Origin of the sequence: Chroococcidiopsis sp., assembly GCF_051657925.1 — a bacterium.
Classification (GTDB): domain Bacteria; phylum Cyanobacteriota; class Cyanobacteriia; order Cyanobacteriales; family Chroococcidiopsidaceae; genus Chroococcidiopsis.
The window spans coordinates 1-19,087 of the sequence record NZ_JBOFLP010000027.1; the positions used below are offsets into that span (position 1 = coordinate 1).

The 19,087-nt window shown below is 43.8% G+C and carries 19 protein-coding genes and 1 pseudogene; 8 read left to right on the forward strand and 12 right to left on the reverse strand.

Features of this window, described 5'->3' with window-relative positions; all coding sequences use genetic code 11:
• From ACRC32_RS02065 to ACRC32_RS02080, 4 genes are all read left to right on the forward strand, one after another.
• The coding region (locus ACRC32_RS02065) for an HlyD family secretion protein (RefSeq protein ID WP_438552421.1) at positions 1 to 816 on the forward strand (816 nt) is incomplete at its 5' end.
• 155 nt (positions 817 to 971) lie between these two features.
• Positions 972 to 3,134: a peptidase domain-containing ABC transporter gene (locus ACRC32_RS02070; RefSeq protein WP_438552422.1), complete on the forward strand. Its 2,163-nt coding sequence runs from the start codon at positions 972 to 974 to the stop codon at positions 3,132 to 3,134.
• Between the two features lie 17 nt (positions 3,135 to 3,151).
• Positions 3,152 to 3,478: a hypothetical protein gene (locus ACRC32_RS02075; RefSeq protein WP_438552423.1), complete on the forward strand. Its 327-nt coding sequence runs from the start codon at positions 3,152 to 3,154 to the stop codon at positions 3,476 to 3,478.
• Positions 3,479 to 3,602: 124 nt separating this feature from the next.
• Positions 3,603 to 4,358, forward strand: a complete 756-nt coding sequence (locus tag ACRC32_RS02080) for a peptidyl-prolyl cis-trans isomerase (protein ID WP_438552424.1) — start codon at positions 3,603 to 3,605, stop codon at positions 4,356 to 4,358.
• Positions 4,359 to 4,615: 257 nt separating this feature from the next.
• Here ACRC32_RS02080 and ACRC32_RS02085 read toward each other — a convergent pair whose 3' ends face one another.
• Positions 4,616 to 5,782, reverse strand: coding sequence for a nucleotide-binding protein (locus ACRC32_RS02085; RefSeq protein WP_438552425.1), 1,167 nt, complete (start codon positions 5,780 to 5,782; stop codon positions 4,616 to 4,618).
• A gap of 194 nt (positions 5,783 to 5,976) precedes the next feature.
• Between ACRC32_RS02085 and ACRC32_RS02090 the strand changes: the two genes are divergently transcribed.
• Both ACRC32_RS02090 and ACRC32_RS02095 read left to right on the forward strand, forming a co-directional pair.
• Positions 5,977 to 7,401: a dihydrolipoyl dehydrogenase family protein gene (locus tag ACRC32_RS02090; RefSeq protein WP_438552426.1), complete on the forward strand. Its 1,425-nt coding sequence runs from the start codon at positions 5,977 to 5,979 to the stop codon at positions 7,399 to 7,401.
• 39 nt (positions 7,402 to 7,440) lie between these two features.
• Complete coding sequence (locus ACRC32_RS02095; protein WP_438552427.1) at positions 7,441 to 8,298, forward strand: metallophosphoesterase; 858 nt, start codon at positions 7,441 to 7,443, stop codon at positions 8,296 to 8,298.
• Positions 8,299 to 8,712: 414 nt separating this feature from the next.
• On the opposite strand, the gene ACRC32_RS02100 is transcribed toward ACRC32_RS02095, so the two are convergent.
• Both ACRC32_RS02100 and ACRC32_RS02105 read right to left on the reverse strand, forming a co-directional pair.
• Positions 8,713 to 9,603: an SDH family Clp fold serine proteinase gene (locus ACRC32_RS02100; RefSeq protein WP_438552428.1), complete on the reverse strand. Its 891-nt coding sequence runs from the start codon at positions 9,601 to 9,603 to the stop codon at positions 8,713 to 8,715.
• A gap of 124 nt (positions 9,604 to 9,727) precedes the next feature.
• Positions 9,728 to 10,207, reverse strand: a complete 480-nt coding sequence (locus tag ACRC32_RS02105; protein ID WP_438552429.1) for a hypothetical protein — start codon at positions 10,205 to 10,207, stop codon at positions 9,728 to 9,730.
• Positions 10,208 to 10,383: 176 nt separating this feature from the next.
• Between ACRC32_RS02105 and ACRC32_RS02110 the strand changes: the two are divergent.
• Positions 10,384 to 11,244 (forward strand): annotated as a pseudogene (locus ACRC32_RS02110) (IS1 family transposase); the annotation flags it as partial.
• Positions 11,245 to 11,366: 122 nt separating this feature from the next.
• Here ACRC32_RS02110 and ACRC32_RS02115 read toward each other — a convergent pair.
• The 5 genes from ACRC32_RS02115 to ACRC32_RS02135 all read right to left on the reverse strand — a co-directional run bounded on the left by ACRC32_RS02115 (position 11,367) and on the right by ACRC32_RS02135 (position 15,200).
• The gene (locus tag ACRC32_RS02115) at positions 11,367 to 12,035 is read right to left on the reverse strand and encodes a phosphoribosyltransferase (protein ID WP_438552430.1); all 669 of its coding nucleotides are present in this window, start codon (positions 12,033 to 12,035) and stop codon (positions 11,367 to 11,369) included.
• 157 nt (positions 12,036 to 12,192) lie between these two features.
• Positions 12,193 to 12,495, reverse strand: a complete 303-nt coding sequence (locus tag ACRC32_RS02120) for a hypothetical protein (protein ID WP_438552431.1) — start codon at positions 12,493 to 12,495, stop codon at positions 12,193 to 12,195.
• A gap of 566 nt (positions 12,496 to 13,061) precedes the next feature.
• The gene (locus tag ACRC32_RS02125) at positions 13,062 to 13,961 is read right to left on the reverse strand and encodes a sulfite exporter TauE/SafE family protein (protein ID WP_438552432.1); all 900 of its coding nucleotides are present in this window, start codon (positions 13,959 to 13,961) and stop codon (positions 13,062 to 13,064) included.
• Between the two features lie 36 nt (positions 13,962 to 13,997).
• A complete protein-coding gene (locus ACRC32_RS02130; protein ID WP_438552433.1) occupies positions 13,998 to 14,723 on the reverse strand; it encodes an MBL fold metallo-hydrolase in 726 nt (241 codons plus the stop codon).
• 12 nt (positions 14,724 to 14,735) lie between these two features.
• A complete protein-coding gene (locus ACRC32_RS02135; RefSeq protein ID WP_438552434.1) occupies positions 14,736 to 15,200 on the reverse strand; it encodes a beta-lactamase hydrolase domain-containing protein in 465 nt (154 codons plus the stop codon).
• 125 nt (positions 15,201 to 15,325) lie between these two features.
• Between ACRC32_RS02135 and ACRC32_RS02140 the strand changes: the two genes are divergently transcribed.
• A complete protein-coding gene (locus ACRC32_RS02140) occupies positions 15,326 to 15,676 on the forward strand; it encodes an ArsR/SmtB family transcription factor (RefSeq protein WP_438552439.1) in 351 nt (116 codons plus the stop codon).
• Here ACRC32_RS02140 and ACRC32_RS02145 read toward each other — a convergent pair.
• From ACRC32_RS02145 to ACRC32_RS02160, 4 genes are all read right to left on the reverse strand, one after another.
• Positions 15,670 to 16,341 carry a DUF305 domain-containing protein gene (locus ACRC32_RS02145; protein ID WP_438552435.1) on the reverse strand — a complete coding sequence of 224 codons (672 nt, stop codon included), beginning with the start codon at positions 16,339 to 16,341 and terminating at the stop codon, positions 15,670 to 15,672. The two genes, ACRC32_RS02140 and ACRC32_RS02145, sit on opposite strands and share 7 nt — an antisense overlap.
• A gap of 102 nt (positions 16,342 to 16,443) precedes the next feature.
• Complete coding sequence (locus ACRC32_RS02150; protein ID WP_438552436.1) at positions 16,444 to 16,857, reverse strand: OsmC family protein; 414 nt, start codon at positions 16,855 to 16,857, stop codon at positions 16,444 to 16,446.
• A 519-nt stretch (positions 16,858 to 17,376) separates the two neighbouring features.
• On the reverse strand, positions 17,377 to 17,520 hold the full coding sequence (locus ACRC32_RS02155; RefSeq protein WP_438552437.1) for a hypothetical protein: 144 nt from the start codon (positions 17,518 to 17,520) through the stop codon (positions 17,377 to 17,379).
• A gap of 243 nt (positions 17,521 to 17,763) precedes the next feature.
• Positions 17,764 to 18,648 carry an AraC family transcriptional regulator gene (locus tag ACRC32_RS02160; protein WP_438552438.1) on the reverse strand — a complete coding sequence of 295 codons (885 nt, stop codon included), beginning with the start codon at positions 18,646 to 18,648 and terminating at the stop codon, positions 17,764 to 17,766.
• Between the last annotated feature and the right edge of the window lie 439 nt (positions 18,649 to 19,087).

Here is a 19,087-nt window from a genome sequence, read left to right on the forward strand (position 1 = left end):
ACAATTGCAGAAGTACAAGCAGCTCAAGCCGCTCTAGGATTGGCACAGGAAGAGAAGCAAAGATATCTACAACTAGCAAATACAGGTGCGATCGCCCAATTGCAAGTTAAGGAAAAAGAACAAGCTTTCAAAGCAGCTAGAGCCAAACTCAAACAAGCTGAAGCCAACCTCAATCCTAGTAATGCCACGGTGATTATAGCTAACGAGCAGATCGCTCAAGCCAAAGCCAGAGGACTTGCAACTATAGCTGCATTAAACAGAGAACGCGAAAACCTGATCGTTAACAAAATTGCCCTGCAAAATCAACAAGAGCGGGATACAAAAGAACTACAACAAATTGGCTTGGAACTGAGGAAGACATTTATTCTTGCCCCTACAGATGGCACAATTCTCAAGCTAGAACTGCGTAACCCAGGACAGGTGGTAGGCATGGGGGATGCGATCGCCCAAATTGCTCCCCGCAACGCTTCCTTAGTGGTAAAAGCTCGTGTTGCAGAACCAGATATTAGTAAAGTTAAACTCGGGCAACAAGTTCAAATGCGCGTTTCTGCCTGTCCTTATCCCGACTACGGTACTCTCAGGGGTGTCGTTCAAGCCGTTGCTCCAGATGCAATACCCGCAGCTAGCGCGGGGTTAGAAGCGATCGCCCCGTCTATCTATGAAGTGACGATTCAGCCGGATCGTGAATTTGTCAGTACAGGCGATCGTGTTTGTCGGTTGCAACCTGGGATGGAAGGTGCAGCCGATATTATTTCTCGCTCCGAAACCGTACTGCAATTCATTCTGAGAAAAGCAAGACTACTGACGGATTTGTAAATTGGTGCGTGGTGCGTGAAATACTTCTGACTTGTGTACGGGCGGGTTTAACTGTAGTACTGTTTGTTTTTTCATAGGGATCTTCAAAAAACCCCCCCTACGACTTACGGCTTCCCAATTACCAACTACCCATTACCTATTACCCATTACCTATTATGGTTAGCCTGTTTAACAAAAAATATCCATGTGTCTTACAGGCAAGCGAGGAAGATTGCGGGGCAGCTTGTCTGGCTACAATTTGCAGACATCACGGACGGGTTTTAAGTATTAATCGTTCGCGGGAAGCTGTCAGTACTGGACAGTTGGGAACGACGATGTTGGGTTTAAGGCGTGGTTCGGAGTCCTTGGGTTTCAATACTCGACCAGTTAAAGCTTCGCGAGAGGTGGTAGACCATATTAATGATGTTCCTCTACCAGCGATCGTGCATTGGCAGGGCAACCACTGGGTAGTATTGTACGGGCGACAGGGTAAGAATTACGTCATTGCCGATCCAGCTGCGGGTATTCGCTACTTAAGCAGGCGAGAATTAATGAAAGCATGGAATGGCATCATGCTTTTGCTAACTCCCGATCCTAGCTGCTTTTATACTTGGGATGAAGAAGATTCTTTAGGCGGATTTATCCGTTTTTTTCAACGGATATTACCTTATCGAGCCATACTGATTGAGGCTTTGGGCATTAATCTCGTCTTAGGTTTACTTGCCTTAGCTAGCCCATTTTTAATTCAAATTCTCACAGATGATGTTCTAGTACGGGGAGATGTTCAACTGCTAAATGTTGTTATAGCTGCTGTGGTAGTTACAACTCTGTTTGGCAGTACGATGCAACTATTACAAACTACAATGATCGCTCATTTTAGTCAAAAGTTGCAGTTAGGATTAGTCTTGGAATTTGGACGCAAACTTTTGCATCTACCTTTAGATTATTTTGAAACTCGCCGCAGTGGAGAAATTGTCAGTCGCTTGCGAGATATTACTGAAATCAATCAGTTGGTCTCGCAAATTGTTGCCTATCTACCCAGCCAGTTTTTTGTTGCCTTAGTTTCGTTTGGCTTCATGCTGTTTTATAGCTGGAAACTGACTGTTGCGGTGATGGCGATCGCCACAATTATGATTTTATCAACGCTACCGTTTTTACCAGCTCTACGGCAGAAAACGCGCAGTCTCCTCGTTTTATCGGCAGAAAATCAGGGTGTTTTGGTAGAAACTTTTAAAGGCGCAATGGTGATGAAGACCACAGCGGCTACACCCCAATTTTGGGATGAATTTCAAAGTCGTTTTGGTCGTTTAGCGCATTTGACTTTTAGTACAATTAAAATTGGCATTATTAACGGTGTTTTCACTCAAACGTTAAGCAGCCTTGGTGGCATCGCTTTACTAGGATTCGGTAGCACTTTGGTAATTAACAAGGAACTCAGCATCGGGCAAATGCTAGCATTTAACACGATGCAAATTAATGTTGTTGGTTTAATTAATTCTCTAGTTGGTTTAACAGACGAATATTTTCGTTCTCAAACAGCAGTCAATCGTCTTTTAGAAGTAATTGATGCCACTCCAGAAGCGGTTGGAGACATTCATAAGCCCTTTGCTGAAATTTTACCAGATGCAGATATTGAGTGTACGAATCTTTACTTTCATCATGCTGGCAGAGTCGATCTACTAGAAGATTTTTCAGTCACGATTCCGGGCGGACAAGTTATTGCGTTGATCGGTCAATCTGGGTGTGGTAAAAGTACTTTAGCCAAATTAATTGCAGGTCTGTATCAACCTCAATCGGGAAACATTCGGATAGGGACATATAATCTGTCAGATATCGCGATCGATTGTCTGCGTCAGCAAGTCGTATTGATTCCTCAAGAACCTCATTTTTGGAGCCGCTCAATTTTAGAAAACTTCCGTTTAGGAAATCCTCATCTTCCGTTTGAGCAAATTGTTAAAGCTTGTCAAATTGCAGATGCCGATAGTTTTATCAGTCAACTACCTAATAAATATCAAACAGTTTTAGGAGAATTTGGCGCAAATTTATCTGGCGGACAGCGACAAAGATTAGCGATCGCCCGCGCTATTGTCAGCGATCCACCTATTCTTATCTTAGATGAAGCGACCTCTGGTCTCGATCCGGTGAGTGAATTTCAAGTTCTGGAGCGATTGTTAAACTACCGTAAGGGCAAAACTACAATTATTATCACCCATCGTCCGAGTGCGATCGATCGCGCTGATTGGGTGGTGCTACTCGATCGAGGAAAGTTACAAATTCAAGGTTCTTTATCAGTTTTGCGTAACAAACCTGACGAAAATTTAAGATTTTTCTTACCTTAAGTGGAGTAGATATTAATATGTCTGAACCTAATGAAGACAAGAGCGATCGGCTGTTAGATGAGTTATCCGATCGGGAACAAGAATCTGTAGTGGGTGGATTTGGCTGGGAAGATTTCTTGGGTTCTTTCTTTTTTCAAAAAACTGATATAGACACTTTTGCTGATGCTCAAGATAAGTTTACGGATGGCAGTTCTATTTCTCGCCGTACGAGTTACAAATTATCGCAAATTACCTTAGCGTTTACCATGCCGCTTTTTGGTGGATCTGGTAGACGTAGATCTCGTTCTAGTAACTCTAGAATGCGAAATATATTTAATTTATTTCAATCTTTTTGGGACAGCTAGTTAGCTCGAACCGGAAAACTATAATGAGATATTTTGTATTAAGACGCAGCTTTTATCTTACTTAAAAAGCCTTAATACTCACCACTTAGCTTACTCACTATTACGATGACAAGTGGTTGTATTTATGAACCCTACACGCCAGACGGTTGATTTTTTTGGTTTATCTATAGAATTTGCTGAAATCGTTAGTTACTTGCAAAAGAGTTTGCAATTAAAAGAAGTCTGTCAGCAGATTTTATATCGCCGAATCATCGAACGTGTGGCGCGGGAAAGAGGCTTAACAGTTGAAGCTGAGGAAATTCAAGCTGAGTTGGAACGCCAGCGTCGCGATCGCGATTTAGAAATGGATGCCGATTTGTTAACTTGGTTGACAGATCGGCTGCTCGATCGAGAAACTTGGGAAGCCAGTATTCGCGATCGGCTGTTGGCTGAAAAATTAAATCAGCGTCTTTTTTCTATAGAAGTAGAACGATTCTTTAACGAACATCCAAGTGAATTTGAACGAGTCTTACTTTATCGAATTGCCGTGTCTAGTGCAGCTGAAGCATTAGAGATTTTATATCGATTGCAAGAGGGTCAAATTAGCTTTTATGAAGCTGCACACTTCTACGATATTAGCGAACAACGGCGACTTCAATGCGGTTATGAGGGGAGAATTTATCGTTCTCAGTTACAACCAGATATAGCAGCGATCGTCTTTATTGGTGCTGTAGGACAGGCGATCGGTCCTCTGCAAACTGATACAGGTTATTGTTTACTATTGGTAGAAGAATTTTTTTCAGCTCAGTTAACTTCGGAAAGATTTCAAGAAATTTTGGAACGGCTATTTCAGCGGTGGTTGGCGTTGGAGTTAAGTTCGATGCTGCAAGGTAATAGTTAATGAGCTATTGGCTAGTTTTTAGTTAGTAAATTGAAATAGGGGGATGCGATCGTATCCCCTATTACTTAATTAAGGAGGGTTGTTGCATTCTCTCAGACTCAATACTTCTCGAAGAAAGACAGTTAAAACCGCATCTACATAGGTGAAACCTACGGAGGTAGGTTAGAAAACTTATATATACTCTTTAGTCTGCGGAGGCAGACTTTGTTTGTGTAGCCGCGAATTCTATTCGCCCTTGCTTTAACTGTTGACATAATTCAACTGCTAGCATTTCGCAAGCTACCAAGAGCTGCTTTGTTTTCTATGTAATCTGATAAATTAATAAAATCCTCACGCGGATGACATTTACCCCCAATCAGCTTAAACGCTAGTTCACTGAGCGGACTATCGGGATTCTCTAAAAGGTGTATACCCCAGTAGTAAAGTTGATCGCTAGCTCGAATGCAAACTTCTTCTGGATCTATACAATGAAATTTATCGTCCGTCTTTTTGATTTCCTTATAAGCCTCAAAAAAAGCTCTTTTAAGGACTCTTAAATGATTTGCGCCAGGTTGCTTGAAGTTATTAACTAGTACAAATAAATGAGCTATTGTGTTAATTTTTCTGATTTCCTCTACAGTACTTTGAATAACTTTACCATGCTTATTTATTCCTAGAGGATTTAAGGTTGTAGGTATGATGCAGTAATCGAGTTTCTCTATGAGTTCTTTCGGATTGCGCTCAAGTGCAGGCGAACAGTCGCAGATTACTATTTGACAATCACGCGCAGCATCTTCATGCCAGTCTTGCCCATCAAAAACTTGAATGTTTGTTCCAATGCCTTTAGGATTAGGAACAAAAACACCATCACCTACTAATTTTTGTAAATTCTGTTCTGGATCTAAATCTACTAAAGCAACGTTAAATCCTTGAAGTGCAAACGCTCCTGCTAGGTGTGCTGAAACTGTAGTTTTTCCTACTCCACCTTTACAAGTAAAAACGCCGAAATAAATTGGTTTTTCAATCCCTGTCGATCCTTGACTATCTTGTTCGTCTTTACCATCGGTAATTTTATCGGGATCGATCCAGTCAAATTTATGTTCTAAAGCAACTCCACAGTGAATTTTGGTATCCTCACCCCACGCTCTCATTAAAGCTCGTGCTGGTCCAGCATAACCTTTTGTGGTGACAAAAAAACCATAGTTGAATCTTTGACCTTCCTTAGATTCTAGAAAGCTTTCAAACCTTTGAATCATAGGGGTTGAAACATTTGCTCTTAGCCATTTAACTTGAACGGCGGCTACCAGATCTCCTTTTCTAATAGCTAAATCGTATCCAGGTTGATTTGCTTTAGGAGTTTCAACTGTCCAACCTCCCTTATGAAAAAGTTTGGCTACGTGCTGCTCGAATTCAACAAAATTAGATGATTCTGTATGTGATGACATAGATAATAACCTTAAGGTTTTATTTTAGAAATTAGAACATGTTGCATTAAATACATGCTGAGGAGAAATATTTTCTCCTACAGCTAATTTACCCAAAAGAGGAAATTGAGTAACACCCAAGGCTCAATTCAGTAAGACAACAAAACGCTATAAGTAGAAGAAGGCGATCGCGCTTTCTCCTAAAGGTACTTGTTATGGCTGTGGAATACGATCTTGTGGTTATTGGTGGCGGTTCGGGTGGTTTGGTGGTGGCTGGTGTCGCCGCTGCACTTAAGGCTAAGGTAGCGCTAGTTGAAAAGCATCGGCTGGGTGGTGATTGTCTCTGGTATGGTTGCGTTCCTAGTAAGTCTTTGATTCGTGCTTCCCGCGTGGCTTATGAGGTGAAACAGGCGGGAAGATTTGGGATCTACTGTAACGATCCGCAAATTGATTTTGCCAAAGCGATCGGACACGTCCAAAATACGATCGCCACGATTCAACCCCACGATTCGCCAGAAAGATTTGAGGATTTGGGTGTAGAAGTCATTTTTGGTGATGGTAAGTTCGTTGACAAGAAAACGTTTGAAGTTAATAACCGCCGCCTCAAAGCCAGAAGTTTTGTCATTGCTACAGGTTCTCGTCCCGCTACGCTACCAATACCAGGACTCAAGGAAGCGGGTTTTATTACTAACGAAGAAGTGTTTGAAATTACCGAACGTCCAGATACACTCGCAATTATTGGTGGGGGACCAATCGGTTGTGAATTAGGACAAGCATTTTCCCGCTTAGGATCGAAAGTTACCATCATTGCCAGCCGCGATCGCCTCCTTCCCAAGGAAGATCCAGAAGCAGTTGAAGTTATCCATCAACAATTTAAATCTGAAGGTATTAATTTTCTCCTCAATACCAAAGCAGAAAAAATCGAAGTTGTAGATGGTAAAAAATATATTTGGACGGGAAAAGAAAAGATTATCGCTGACCAAATTTTAGTTGCAGCCGGACGAGCACCAAACGTAGAATCTTTGAACTTAGATGCAGCAGGTGTAAAAGTAGGTAAAAAGGGAATTGAAGTCAATTCTAAACTGCAAACTTCTAATCCCCGTATCTACGCTTGTGGCGATGTTTTGGGCGGTTATCAATTCACCCACGTTGCTAGTTATCAAGCAAATATCGTTCTCAAAAATGCTTTGTTTTTACCAATATTTAAAGTAAGCAATCGCGTCATTCCTTGGGCAACATTTACCGAGCCAGAATTAGCAAGAGTGGGATTAACGGAACAAGAAGCTAGGAAAAAGTATGGTAACGATGTTCGAGTTATCAAACAAGAATATGCAGATGTGGATCGCGCCCAAGCTGACGGAACAACAGCCGGATTTGCTAAGATTATTACTAAACGTAACGGGCAAATACTCGGCGCTCATTTAGTTGGTGCAGCGGCGGGCGAACTTATTCATGAGATTATATTGGCAATGTCGCATAATCTAAAACTATCTGCTCTGAGTGGAATTCACATCTATCCCACCTTATCAGAAGTGAATAGTAAGGCAGCTTTCGCTCAAACTCGCCAAAATTACGAACAAAACCACAGATTGCAGCAGATGTTATCCAGTATATTTCGCGTCATCCGTCGCTTCGGCTAAGCTATAATCGCGCTGTTTGAGGAGTGAACCCAAGCTTGTATGCACTGGCTATTGACTGGATCTTTGAGTGTAGAGAAACTGACGGTAGCGATCGCCGACTTACCTGCATCTTTGGTAGGGACGAAGATAGTGCAACTGTCCGATCTGCATTACGACGGTGTTAAGCTTTCAGAAGAGATGTTAACGCAGGCGATCGCTGCTACGAACGAAGCCGATCCCGATCTGATCGTTTTAACTGGCGATTACGTTACCGACGATCCCAGCCCCATCCATCAGTTAGTCTTGCGACTCAAGCACCTGCAAAGTCGCTATGGAGTTTATGCTAGCCTGGGCAATCACGATATCCATTACCCCTATTCCAAAGTAGAAGTCACTAAAGCCTTGACAAGTGTGGGCATTTGTGTACTGTGGAATGAAATTGCTTACCCATTTGGGAAAAAATTACCTTTAGTTGGACTAGCTGATTATTGGTCGCGGGAGTTCGATGCTAAATCGGTAATGAAACAGCTAGACCCGCAAATCCCTCGAATTGTCTTATCTCACAATCCAGACACAGCCGTACCGTTGAAAAAATGGCGCGTCGATTTACAATTATCCGGTCATACTCATGGTGGTCAGTTTGCCTTACCTGGTATTGGTCCCGCGATTACTTGGTATCAAGATTTGCGCCGCAGTCTGCCTAAAAACATGCGGCGTTGGATGCCATTTATGCAAGCTGAGTGCGCTAAAGTCGTGCGTCACTGGGAATGGGCGCAGGGTTTTCACCAAGTTGGGGAGAACCAAATGTACGTCAATCGCGGCTTAGGAACTTATGCCCCCGGTCGATTTTTGTGTCCGCCAGAGGTGACGGTAATTACTCTGGTATCTCAATCTAATCTCGGCGATCGCCTTTGCTAGCTTGACTGACAAAAAGCTTCTTTTTTACCTGTTATTTGTCTCTAAATTGTCACCTTGTTGTCTCGAAGAAATCACTTTCTTTGTCTATATTTTGATTTCATGCAAACAAAGACAACAGGAGAAACTTATGAGAGGTAGCCATAGAATCGATAAATCCAAGCTAGTTGATAAAATCTATATGCTTCATCAACTCCATCAACAGAATACTGAAATGTCAGAACGATCTCCTAAAAAATATGATTCTCAAGTTAGGAGAATTCACGATATAGATGACGACGATTTCAGGAAAGCTGCGTAACCAAAATCTCACAACCATAAGTTAGCAGCAGGGGAAGAAAAACCCTGCTTTTTATTTTCAGTTTTGTTTTGTTAGATGCTTCTATAGAGACGTTACGTGTAACGTCTCTACAAAAATTATGGTTCCATCGGATCTGGTAACGGTCTACCCTTGGGTTCGGGTAATCTCGGACGGCGATCGCCATATGGCATCGGGATATATTGGACGCTGGGACGACCTCCCTGCGGTTGAGGATACAATTCCATCAGGTCGTAGATCGATCTTGGCAATCCTACTGTAATTGGCAATCCCAGTTCTGTTGCTTCTTCTACGGTGATAGGGTAGTCGTGAGTGACTTGTCCCGTCGTTAGCGTCTCGACAATCTTTTCAATATTTTCCGGCGAGATTTTCTGTTTGGGAACATCGTCTTTTAACAACGTGCGGACAAAGCGCTGAACCTGAGCGATCGCTTTACGCGACAAGTCCGCCATAATTAAGGTTTGATCTTCCACTTCACCGATTGGCTTGTCTTCCACCACTTTGAGAATACTTGCAGCGGGGAAGTTACCTAACTGCGGATCGACTGGTCCCAACACAGCGTTAGCATCCATCACAATTTCATCCGATGCCAGTGCTAGCATCGTGCCACCACTCATGGCATAGTGGGGTACAAACACCGTGACTTTAGCTGGATGGCGAATTAAGGCTCTAGCAATTTGCTCTGTTGCTAAGACTAAACCCCCAGGAGTATGCAGAATTAAATCGATGGGGACATTAGGTGGAGTGAGACGAATTGCTCTAAGTACCTGTTCTGAGTCTTCAATCGTAATGTAACGAGAAAGGGGAATTCCCAACAAGCTAATTGACTCTTGACGGTGAATCAGCAGGATCGTACGACTATTGCGACCCCGTTCAAAATCTTGGATAGTTTTGACGCGACGAAATTCCATCTGACGACGCTGCCATATTGGTTGCAGCGAAGAAAAGAAGAGGAAAACCCAGAACAAGTCAAAAAAACTAAAGCTCATAGTGTTAACGTCTTTTAAAAGAGAGTTACCCTCCTTATTGTTTCAATTTCTCACAAATTGCAAGTCTATCTTAGGAACTATGGTGTTGTGTCAGAGCGCACAACTGTGCGCTTTGACATCTCCATTAATAGCCGCCGCGATCGCGTTTGAGGTCGTAGATTACCTTTTCCATATACCAATCAACTGACTGGTGCGGATTTTTCTTTTGAGCTTGAGATAAAAGGCGGTTGGCTGTTTCTCTTTCGTCATGCAGCAAACTCATTAATCTTTTCTGAAGATGACGGCTACCTTGCTCGACGCGAACGGAACCTCCTACAGCAATAGGACGCGATTTTACTGGAGATTTGAAGTGTCCGTTATTTCTAGCGGCTAAGGCGATCGCCGCAGCGCCACCTGCCAAGCCTGCTAAAGCTAGCATCAGGTTAGGATCTATTCCTTCTTCGTTCCTGGGGTTCGATCGGTATATTTGTGCCGTCAAAAATTCGCGGTTACTTGGCTCAACTTCTCTGGTAACGGTTTGAGCGGCAAGAGGCAAACTGCTGCTACTAATCTGAGCGCCAAGAATAGCAGCGATCGCAGCACTCAAATGCAACAACTTTAACATTGGATTAGTTCAACTTCCGAACTCTTTAGATGTTTCTATTCTGAGGCATAAATATGACAAGAATGTGTCAAGAAAACCCGTTTAAATATGTTGCAAACGACTCAATTCAAGGCTGACGAGGTTGTGCGTCAGGAAAGCGTGGGACTGATATTATGTTGTAGGTAAAGAAAACTACTCATGATAAGACCCATAAACAAGGGTTAAACAAGCTAATGTTGTCAACGATATCAGTGCCCAAACTGTAAGCAAACATTCACGCTATACCTTTGACACAATTTCCGCTCGTCGGCAAGTAAGTCAAGAGGAAGTGCGGATTGTCTTACAGGCACACTGCGAGGGAACAAGCTTACGTGGTATTAGTAGGGTGAGTGGATTGTCCTACAATACTGGAGTCAGAGGAATTCGAGCTGGAAGCCAAAAAGCACAACTGATTCATAATGCTCAAGTACAAGCTGTGGATACGGATGCCATCGCTGCCGACGCTTAGGTGGTCGTTTGTGGAAAAAACACTTCATCACTGCCTGCCAACGGAACTCGAAGTTGGAGATGGTTGGCTGGCAATCAGGCAAGGCACAATTAAGTGGATTAATTTTGTGTGGTCGTGTGGGTAAGCATACCGACTCCTGAGCTATTGAATTAGTCAGCAGTACTGAAGCTAAGACGCTGGTACAAAGAATGGGGAACTGATGGTTGGCAAGGGTATGAGCGTGTTTTGCGCTCCAGAAGTTGACCGCTACATGAGTAAACTTTTAACGCAACGATTAGAGCGAACCAATGGTATCATTCGGCAGCAAACGCTCGCGGTGGCATCGACGACAAAACATCAGAGATTGGCAAAGGAATGATTTCCCCGCCAACTCTCGCAAGTTTGGCACAATCTGGGAGCTTTCCCATAGTTACTTTCAGGCTTGTGATTAGCTACTACCCCTGGTTCTGGGTACATTCCCGTTTAGGCACGACCGCAGCGTAGGCGTGCAGATCTAACGTCAAAACCTCGGACTTGGCTAGATCTTGCAGTTTATCCCACACTTGCTTGAGGCACTATCAATTTTTTTAGCAATTCGCTGGCGAAATATAAATATTTGAATGAAGAAAAACCGATTGAGAGGATTGAATTATGTTGTTTTCGTCAGTTTATCCCTCTGCCTTCTGCTATGTATCACGACAAAAACAATGCAGCATAGCCATTTGCTGCTTCTGCTAAAAGAGCGCGTACTTCTTCATCGCTGGTTTGAGCGAATTCTTCATACCAAAGACTAATCGCCGACAACTGTTCTACTTCGATCGCGCACACAACATCGTCTGCTTCCGATCGCAACTGCTGACAAACTGAAGCGGCAGCAATCGGAACTGCGACAATAATTTGCTGCGGGTGCTGCTGCCGCAATGCTGCGATCGCCGCTCTTAGGGTAGAACCTGTAGCGATTCCGTCATCTACTAAAATTACCGTGCTGTTCTCGACGTGAGGCATGGGACGATTGCCTCGGTAAAGGCGATCGCGTCGTTCTAATTCTTGCATTTCCCGTTGGACAACTGTATCGATCTCTGCCTCAGAAATGCCCAGCCATTTCACCACGTCGTCATTCAGTACCCGCACGCCACCTGTAGAAATTGCCCCCATCGCTAATTCTGGCTGTGCGGGTACGCCTAGCTTGCGAACTAAGATAATGTCTAGGGGTACGTTGAGTGTTTTTGCGACCTCAAATGCTACTGGTACGCCACCACGCGGTAGCCCTAGAACTAACACATTTGGGCGTTTGGCATATACTGTCAGCTTGGTAGCTAGGAGTTCGCCTGCTTGCGTGCGATTTTGAAATTGTGCGTTCACGATCTTCGCCTCAGATTGAATCGGCGTTCTACGTCATGTCACTTCTTTACACTCACCACGCACCACACGTAAAAGGATTAACAGAAAGTTGTTGATATGAGCTTGCTGTCAATCCTAGTTTTGTCATTGTTTTTGTCATTGTCCAACGCAGATCGATCTAAATTGCTGGTTCCATCCAACACAGTAATGCCAAAGCTTTTTCTAATTGAGTTTTGAGCCTGCTGCTAGCATCGACTCTGAGTTTTAATTCGTCTTGTAGCAACACTTGAATTGGAGTTAGTGCTGCTGCCAATCGCGGTAATGCTGGATTTCCTGCTGCTGCAATTAAATGATGAGTTTCTGACGGAATTTGCCAAGTGTTGGCAGTGAATCTAGATGGAATTGTAGGATTAGGAGCCTCCCAAGGATCGGGAATGAGTTGCGGTTGACTGGGTGGATCTCTTGATAGGTTTTCTAACATAGTTGGATTCCCCCTTTGACTCTCTGTGGCGTTCTCTCCTAGCTTGCAGCCGATCGCAAGCGGGTGTATTCTCACTTTTATTTTATCAAGTCTTGAAGCTTTAGCTTTCTCAACACTCTCTTTGGTTAATAATTCTTATTTAGATGTTTTACAGCTTTCATTCAAGGTCAACTCGCTCTATCAAATTATTTAATCATGTATTGAAAAGATAAATCTCAAGAATTTCAGTCGAAAAAGTTGAAGGACTATATCGTTTAAAATACAGCCCTTCAACTACTTGGTATTAAATTTTGCAAGGTTTCCTCCACACCCATTCTATGGTTTATAGGTTTCGCAGTTTTGTTTGAAACCTCTCATAGCTGCCTCTTCCTGAGAGCCTGGTTTAGCTTTGCTCTTGGCTGGGAGCGTTGCTACTAAATCTATGTTTGAGGTTTACTACGATCCCACTACTATATTAACAGATTAAAAGGCAATGAGTAGCTTCTAATTAAGTAAACTTGAGTTAAAAGTACTAGTTCTAGAGCAAAAAACTAAACCAAAAAATGCCATGAGTTCCACTTATTTTTTCATGGACTTCTCCGATTAATTTTTGGCTCTACCGCTCGCCCTGACGCTAGCTTAACTTGTCCTACGGGCAACCGCCTCGGTGACTTTTGAGAGTGCAACTCCGTGCGATTTTGCCAGAAGATAAAAGCAGCCATTGCTAGGAGAAAATAGCCAAAAGCTTTTTGTAAGTGTCTGGCTTGTACGAACCTAACTAAGTAAGCTCCCGCAACAATTCCCAAACTAGCGGCGACAGTAAATGTGGTGATTAACTCCCAATTCAAATTGACACGCCCTAAATAACCTAAAAAGCCAGCAATAGAATTGAGAACAATTACTAGTAGAGACGTACCGATCGCTTGTTTCATCGGCACTTTTCCTAACAAAACCAACGCTGGCACGATCGCAAAACCACCACCCACACCTACTAACCCCGTTAGCGCACCCACGCCGAGTCCTTCACTCACCAGCCACAGCCAGCAATATCTGCATACTGGTTTGGGGTACAGCTCCAAGTCTGGTTCTCGTACAGGCGGAGGCGGATCGATTTGAGGATGTTTGCGAAGCATAAACACTGCTGCTAGCAACATCATCGTGCCAAACAGCACCATTTGTAGCGTCCCTGTCACAAATGGCAGTGTTGCAATCCGAGCGCCTGCATAGGCTCCTACCATCGTTGATAAACCAAACATGGCAGCAGTTTTCAACTGGACGTTGCCGAGTTTCCAGTGGGGAATCGCTCCTAGAAAGCTCACCGTACCCACGATCGCCAAACTCATCGCGATCGCGGATTTTGGCGTTACGCCCATGACATAAACTAGAGTGGGAACCGCCAGAATTGAACCACCACCACCGATTAAGCCCAAGCTAATCCCAATTGCAATGGCGATGACGTGACCGATAATCCACCCAATTGTCATCATGCTTGCTCACCTGACGATTGCTGAAATAGCATTCTCTTAAGCAGTTGCCGCTAAGTGTCCGCACATCTCATTGGCTGGAACGGCTTCCATTATCTTCTTAGGATCTGGTAGGTTCAGGTGATTCATAAATTCAATGAAACTGGGGCGATGCCGAAGGCGGTTCGCTCCGCGACCATCGCGTTCGGCAAAACGAGAATTCCAGCGTTTTTCCTCCCCAATCGTCGATACAGTATGACCCCGATAATCGTGAGCGGGATAAACTAAAGTTTCGTCTGGCAAGGTGAACAAGTGTTTTGTAACTGAATCGTACAACGTCCCAGCATCGCCACTTTGGAAATCCGTCCGTCCGCAACCTCGGATAAACAAAGCATCTCCCGTCAATACTCGGTCATCATTGACCAAATAAGCCATGTGGCTGTCAGTATGACCAGGGGTAGCAATAGCTGTGATGGTAATGTCGCCCAAATGCAATGTCTCCCCATCTTTAATGTGACGGTCGGCGCAAGCAACATGGGCGCGATCGGGAACGATGCCCGAACAACTCGTTGCCTGCCTTAATCGGTCAGTCCCCGTAACGTGGTCGGCATGGACGTGAGTTTCTAAGCAGTAGTGCAGGATGAGTCCTAACTCCTTCAGTAGTTTTAAATCTCGTTCTACCTGCTCTAAAACTGGATCGACCAAAACAGCAGCTTTTGTGGTATGGTCAGCGATTAAATACGTATAGGTACTAGATTCAGCATCAAATAATTGGCGAAAGAGCATGATGTTTTCCTCCTAGCTGGTCTTCGCTTCAGTTTGCTTTGAGTGCATTGAAACGTACTGGGCAAAGAACTCTTTCATTTGGGGATAAGCACTACAATCAAACCCAATTTCATGAGCCTTTTCAAATGCCTGCTCTGGGGTCAGTCCGTTTCTGGTGGCGACGTTCATCAATGCCATTGCTCCAGCCCGCATCTGTTTATAGCAGTGAACTAAGAGTGGTTTCGGTAGTGCGTCGATTTGCTCCATTACTTGAGTGGTTCTGTCCTCAGTCAGAGTATCGACCTTGACGGGAACGTTGACGTAATGCAGCCCTAGCGCCTCTGCTTGCTGCTGTTCGTCTTGCCAGTAACCATCTTCGTCAGGCGATCGCAAATTGAGTACGGACTTAAAGCCCTCTTGCGCCGCTTGTTGCAGTTGCTCTGGCGTAACTTGTCCGGCAACAGTGAGCTGCTCGTTAATCTTCTTGACGTTTTCCATAACTCTCCTTGAATAAAAGTCATTAGAAGTCTTGTCTCTCTGTTCCTATTCTATAACCATATTACCAACTGCTCATATGGTTGTGTACAATGAAAATTGTAGATTTATTAAATTACCGATCGCGTATGCCTGAGATTTCCCTTGCCGCTCTTGCTCAAGTGGCAGAATATTTCAAAGTGTTATCTGAAATCAGTCGATTGCAAGTTCTCAATTGTTTAAGATCGGGAGCGAAAAATGTGACGGAAATTGTTGAAGCAACCGGATTAGGTCAGGCTAATGTTTCCAAGCATCTGAAGGTGTTAATGCAAGCAGGGATGGTCAGGCGCGAGCCTAGAGGCATCAGCGTTTTTTATGAGATTGCCGATCCGATGATTTTCGATTTATGCGAGGTAGTGTGCGATCGCATCTCTAATCGTTTGCTCGCACAAGCACAACAATTAGAGCAATTCAAATCCAGAGAAGCGAAAAATTATTGATACCAATCTTGATACCATTGCTGCATCTGCTCGACTTCAGCCTGTTGTTGTTCAATCGTGGAGCGAGCAAAGTCTCGGAGTTCGGAGCGCTCGGCACTATCGAGTACTATTGCAGACATCATCATTGCCATGCGATCGCGAGCGATCGTCTGTCGCAGAAATTCCCGATCGAAGTCTGATGCATTGTTCAGTTGGGCTAAATCTGTTTCAATGACATGCATTCTATATTGCTCTGGTTCATCTCTCGCTAAATCTCTGTGTTGCCAACGGCTGAAGTAGCTGGGCGCATTAGTTCCATACCACTGCCGATGCCAAGCTTGTAGTTGTTGAAGTTCCTGAGTTTTGTTTTGTTTGATGGTAGAGGCTAGGGTTTTAACTTCTTGATGCGTAGCTCGACTCAAAGCCAGTTCAGCCATTGCTACCGCTTGCTCGTCATGGAAGATAGTCCATTCAATGTAATGGCGCTCGCTGCGACTAGCAGCAGCCGTTCTGGGAACAACAGGCGTATTTGGGGCAGAATTATCTAATTTCAGATCTCGATCTTGAGCTTGAACGCGATCGAGCGTTAACAATGATGCGATCGCACTACCAGCCAGCAAGCATACAAAACCATAGATAAGAGCTTTTTTGCTCGCACGAGTAGAAGTCACTAACTGGTTACTCATATTTTTCACCTCTTTTACTTTGCTCTGCTTTGCGTGCAGTAGAGCAAGTCGATTTGAATCCAAACCTACTTTTTACTCAAGTCAACACTCAAATTAGTTTCATTAAGTAGTTGGTATTGTTTTACTGACGATTTGAGTAGTAATTCTGGGCGGATGCGTTAGAGTGGCATGAATTAGACAAGCATTCACAGCATTCTCTAAACCTTTTTGATGGCGATCGGTCAAACTAATAGGTAAACTCAAGTGAATTTCGATGTCATCTAACCTAATGGGAGAATCTGTCGTTTTGTGAGCTGAAACTTCAACGTTCAAGCCAGTAGCATCTAAACCTCTAGCTTGACAGTATTTCACGGCATAAACACCCACACAACTGCCTAGAGCGGCTAGAAATAACTCCGGTGGAGTCATACCAGCATCTTCACCGCCATTGCTTTGAGGTTGGTCGCTAGTAACAACATGACCTCTAGCAGTCATCTGAAATTGCAGATTTGATTTGTAGCTAATATCGACTAGCATATCCACCACCTTCCAGTAGTTGGATAGAGTTTTATCGGCAATTTCTCTACGGAATACCCGTGCTACTTACTCCTGACAGCAGATCGACTCTACCCTAAACTTAAGATAAAAAGTTGAGGAATTTGTGAGAAAGCTGAGCCTATTGGTATTAAAAGTTACTGCTATCAGTTTCAAGCGATCTGTCTTGTTGTAGAGATAACAATTTGTTGCAGAAATAACGATTCATCGCCAGTCTGCTTGGACTTAGTACAAGATCTTAGGTAAAAAGTGCGATCGCAGATTTCTATCTCTCGATTGCTACAAAAGGGAGGGTTTAGCAATGAGTGAAAAGAACTATCTCCTCATTTCAGCGAGTATTTTTGCTTTATTTGCTCTCTTGCATCTTGTCAGACTGTTAACTCATTGGTCGGTTCAAATTGGTGCTGTGACTTTCCCGCTTTGGGGGTCATGGCTAGTGCTGCTTATCGCATCTGTATTGAGCATATGGGCATTTCGCTTGGTGTCTCAATGGCAGAGGAGTCACCCATAATCGGCTTTGCAATGCAAGGACGATGATTTGAGCGCGATCGCGCTGAAGTTCGGTTGCGATCGCCGCGATCGGGAAGTAGACTGTGGAGAGAGTAGGGCGATAACTACAGTTAAGCAACGCTTACGTACAAGCATGGCATGGTACTCAACCGATTGCCACTTTAGGGTTGAGACACCAACTGATTGATTTTTAGCAGCAAGCAAGTTATTCAACCAGTCATGAGGTTTATTAACCGTCGATAACGTTGCCCATCACCCGCCGCAGATAATCTCTGCATCATAACCGATCAACTCTCAACGGTCGGTGTGCATGGGCATTGTTATGTTTTTTTGGCTTTAATGTCTGCTCGACAAATAGCCTATGCCATCTGTACGAATTTACTTGAGAGGAAGAAACGCGTCAATAATCGCCTCATGCTCAGGCACATCAGGGAAAAACTTGACTCTCTGTAAAAATAGTGGAAAGTCTCGCGGTTCTTCTCCACTCAACGGGAGCCAGTTCGAGTAAAGATAAGCGATGCTTTCGCCAAGATTCGCATCGTCTCCAATGTATCGCAATACGGCGCATCGACCGCCGGGCATCGTTTTTTCTAAAACTCCAAATGAGTTGTTAGTCACATCCCACTCTGTTGATGCACAAATATCCAAACGAAAATTTTCAGGCGAGGTTTCAGATGGATTGTCGTAGAGGATGTTGAAAGTATCACTAACCTGGGGCGGCAGATTGTTCTGCTTTCGCCATTCGATAAACTTGCGGACTGAATTCCCAATGAGATTTGGGTCGCCACGGTGCTCAAGAGCCGCAACTTTGGTCTCTTTAAACATGATTACCTTGACACGATCGGGCTGATTGTTTGGTTTCATGTGCTCAATCCTTAAGTCACTCAGCGGTTGATAAATTAAGTGCCAAGGGTTCCACTGCGGATGCTCTCTAAATTCGGAAGGCGTTTGCCCTATGCTCTTTTTGAATGCACGAGAAAACGATTCATGGTTTTCGTAACCACTCGCTAGTGAAATATCGACGATCGGTATCCAATCTCGAAAAGCAAGTTGATACGAGGCGCGTTTCAAGCGAGTGAGTTGAACGTATTTGTATACACTAATCCCAAAGAGTTCAGAGAACTGCCTATGAAAATGATACTTCGAGAATGCGGCAACATTGCTGAGGCGAGCGATTGTCAGATCGTCGTCTAGATGGGAATCAATGTACTCAAGCACCTTGCAGAATCTAGCGCAATAGAGGTCAGCAGCAGATTCATTCAATGAAGTATCCTCCTCAGCTATTAATAGCCTACTTCCCCGGAATCCATGATGCTTGACAGAAATTGCTCAGTTACGAGTGCTTGGCTTGAAACATAACTATTGATTAGACAGACTTCTCGCAGTCTAACCACCCGATCGGGTGTGTTAGGCTGCGTATTTGCAATCTAACTCCGAAATTTAGCTGATTAGACTGCGTGTTTGCTCATGTATGATTGGAATTCGGGCGATTAAACTGCCGAATTGCCGCCCATTATCTCATACAGATGTTTAGACTGAATAACCTTTTCGTATATTACCTTTTAAGAGCTGATTTATAAAGAAAAAATGAAAGCAGCAGAGATTGAGGCGCATAGGCTCTTACGATGACAAGACAGTAGCTAAAAGCAATAGTGATGAGTAGAAAAGCTTACAAAAGCGACCTGAGCAATCGGGAATGGCA

Coding starts and splice junctions, on each gene's coding strand:
- ACRC32_RS02070 (WP_438552422.1), top strand. CDS start 972: ATGGTTAGCCTGTTTAACAAAAAATATCCATGTGTCTTACAGGCAAGC.
- ACRC32_RS02075 (WP_438552423.1), top strand. CDS start 3,152: ATGTCTGAACCTAATGAAGACAAGAGCGATCGGCTGTTAGATGAGTTA.
- ACRC32_RS02080 (WP_438552424.1), top strand. CDS start 3,603: ATGAACCCTACACGCCAGACGGTTGATTTTTTTGGTTTATCTATAGAA.
- ACRC32_RS02085 (WP_438552425.1), bottom strand. CDS start 5,782: ATGTCATCACATACAGAATCATCTAATTTTGTTGAATTCGAGCAGCAC.
- ACRC32_RS02090 (WP_438552426.1), top strand. CDS start 5,977: ATGGCTGTGGAATACGATCTTGTGGTTATTGGTGGCGGTTCGGGTGGT.
- ACRC32_RS02095 (WP_438552427.1), top strand. CDS start 7,441: ATGCACTGGCTATTGACTGGATCTTTGAGTGTAGAGAAACTGACGGTA.
- ACRC32_RS02100 (WP_438552428.1), bottom strand. CDS start 9,603: ATGAGCTTTAGTTTTTTTGACTTGTTCTGGGTTTTCCTCTTCTTTTCT.
- ACRC32_RS02105 (WP_438552429.1), bottom strand. CDS start 10,207: ATGTTAAAGTTGTTGCATTTGAGTGCTGCGATCGCTGCTATTCTTGGC.
- ACRC32_RS02120 (WP_438552431.1), bottom strand. CDS start 12,495: ATGTTAGAAAACCTATCAAGAGATCCACCCAGTCAACCGCAACTCATT.
- ACRC32_RS02125 (WP_438552432.1), bottom strand. CDS start 13,961: ATGATGACAATTGGGTGGATTATCGGTCACGTCATCGCCATTGCAATT.
- ACRC32_RS02130 (WP_438552433.1), bottom strand. CDS start 14,723: ATGCTCTTTCGCCAATTATTTGATGCTGAATCTAGTACCTATACGTAT.
- ACRC32_RS02135 (WP_438552434.1), bottom strand. CDS start 15,200: ATGGAAAACGTCAAGAAGATTAACGAGCAGCTCACTGTTGCCGGACAA.
- ACRC32_RS02140 (WP_438552439.1), top strand. CDS start 15,326: ATGCCTGAGATTTCCCTTGCCGCTCTTGCTCAAGTGGCAGAATATTTC.
- ACRC32_RS02145 (WP_438552435.1), bottom strand. CDS start 16,341: ATGAGTAACCAGTTAGTGACTTCTACTCGTGCGAGCAAAAAAGCTCTT.
- ACRC32_RS02150 (WP_438552436.1), bottom strand. CDS start 16,857: ATGCTAGTCGATATTAGCTACAAATCAAATCTGCAATTTCAGATGACT.
- ACRC32_RS02155 (WP_438552437.1), bottom strand. CDS start 17,520: ATGCTTGTACGTAAGCGTTGCTTAACTGTAGTTATCGCCCTACTCTCT.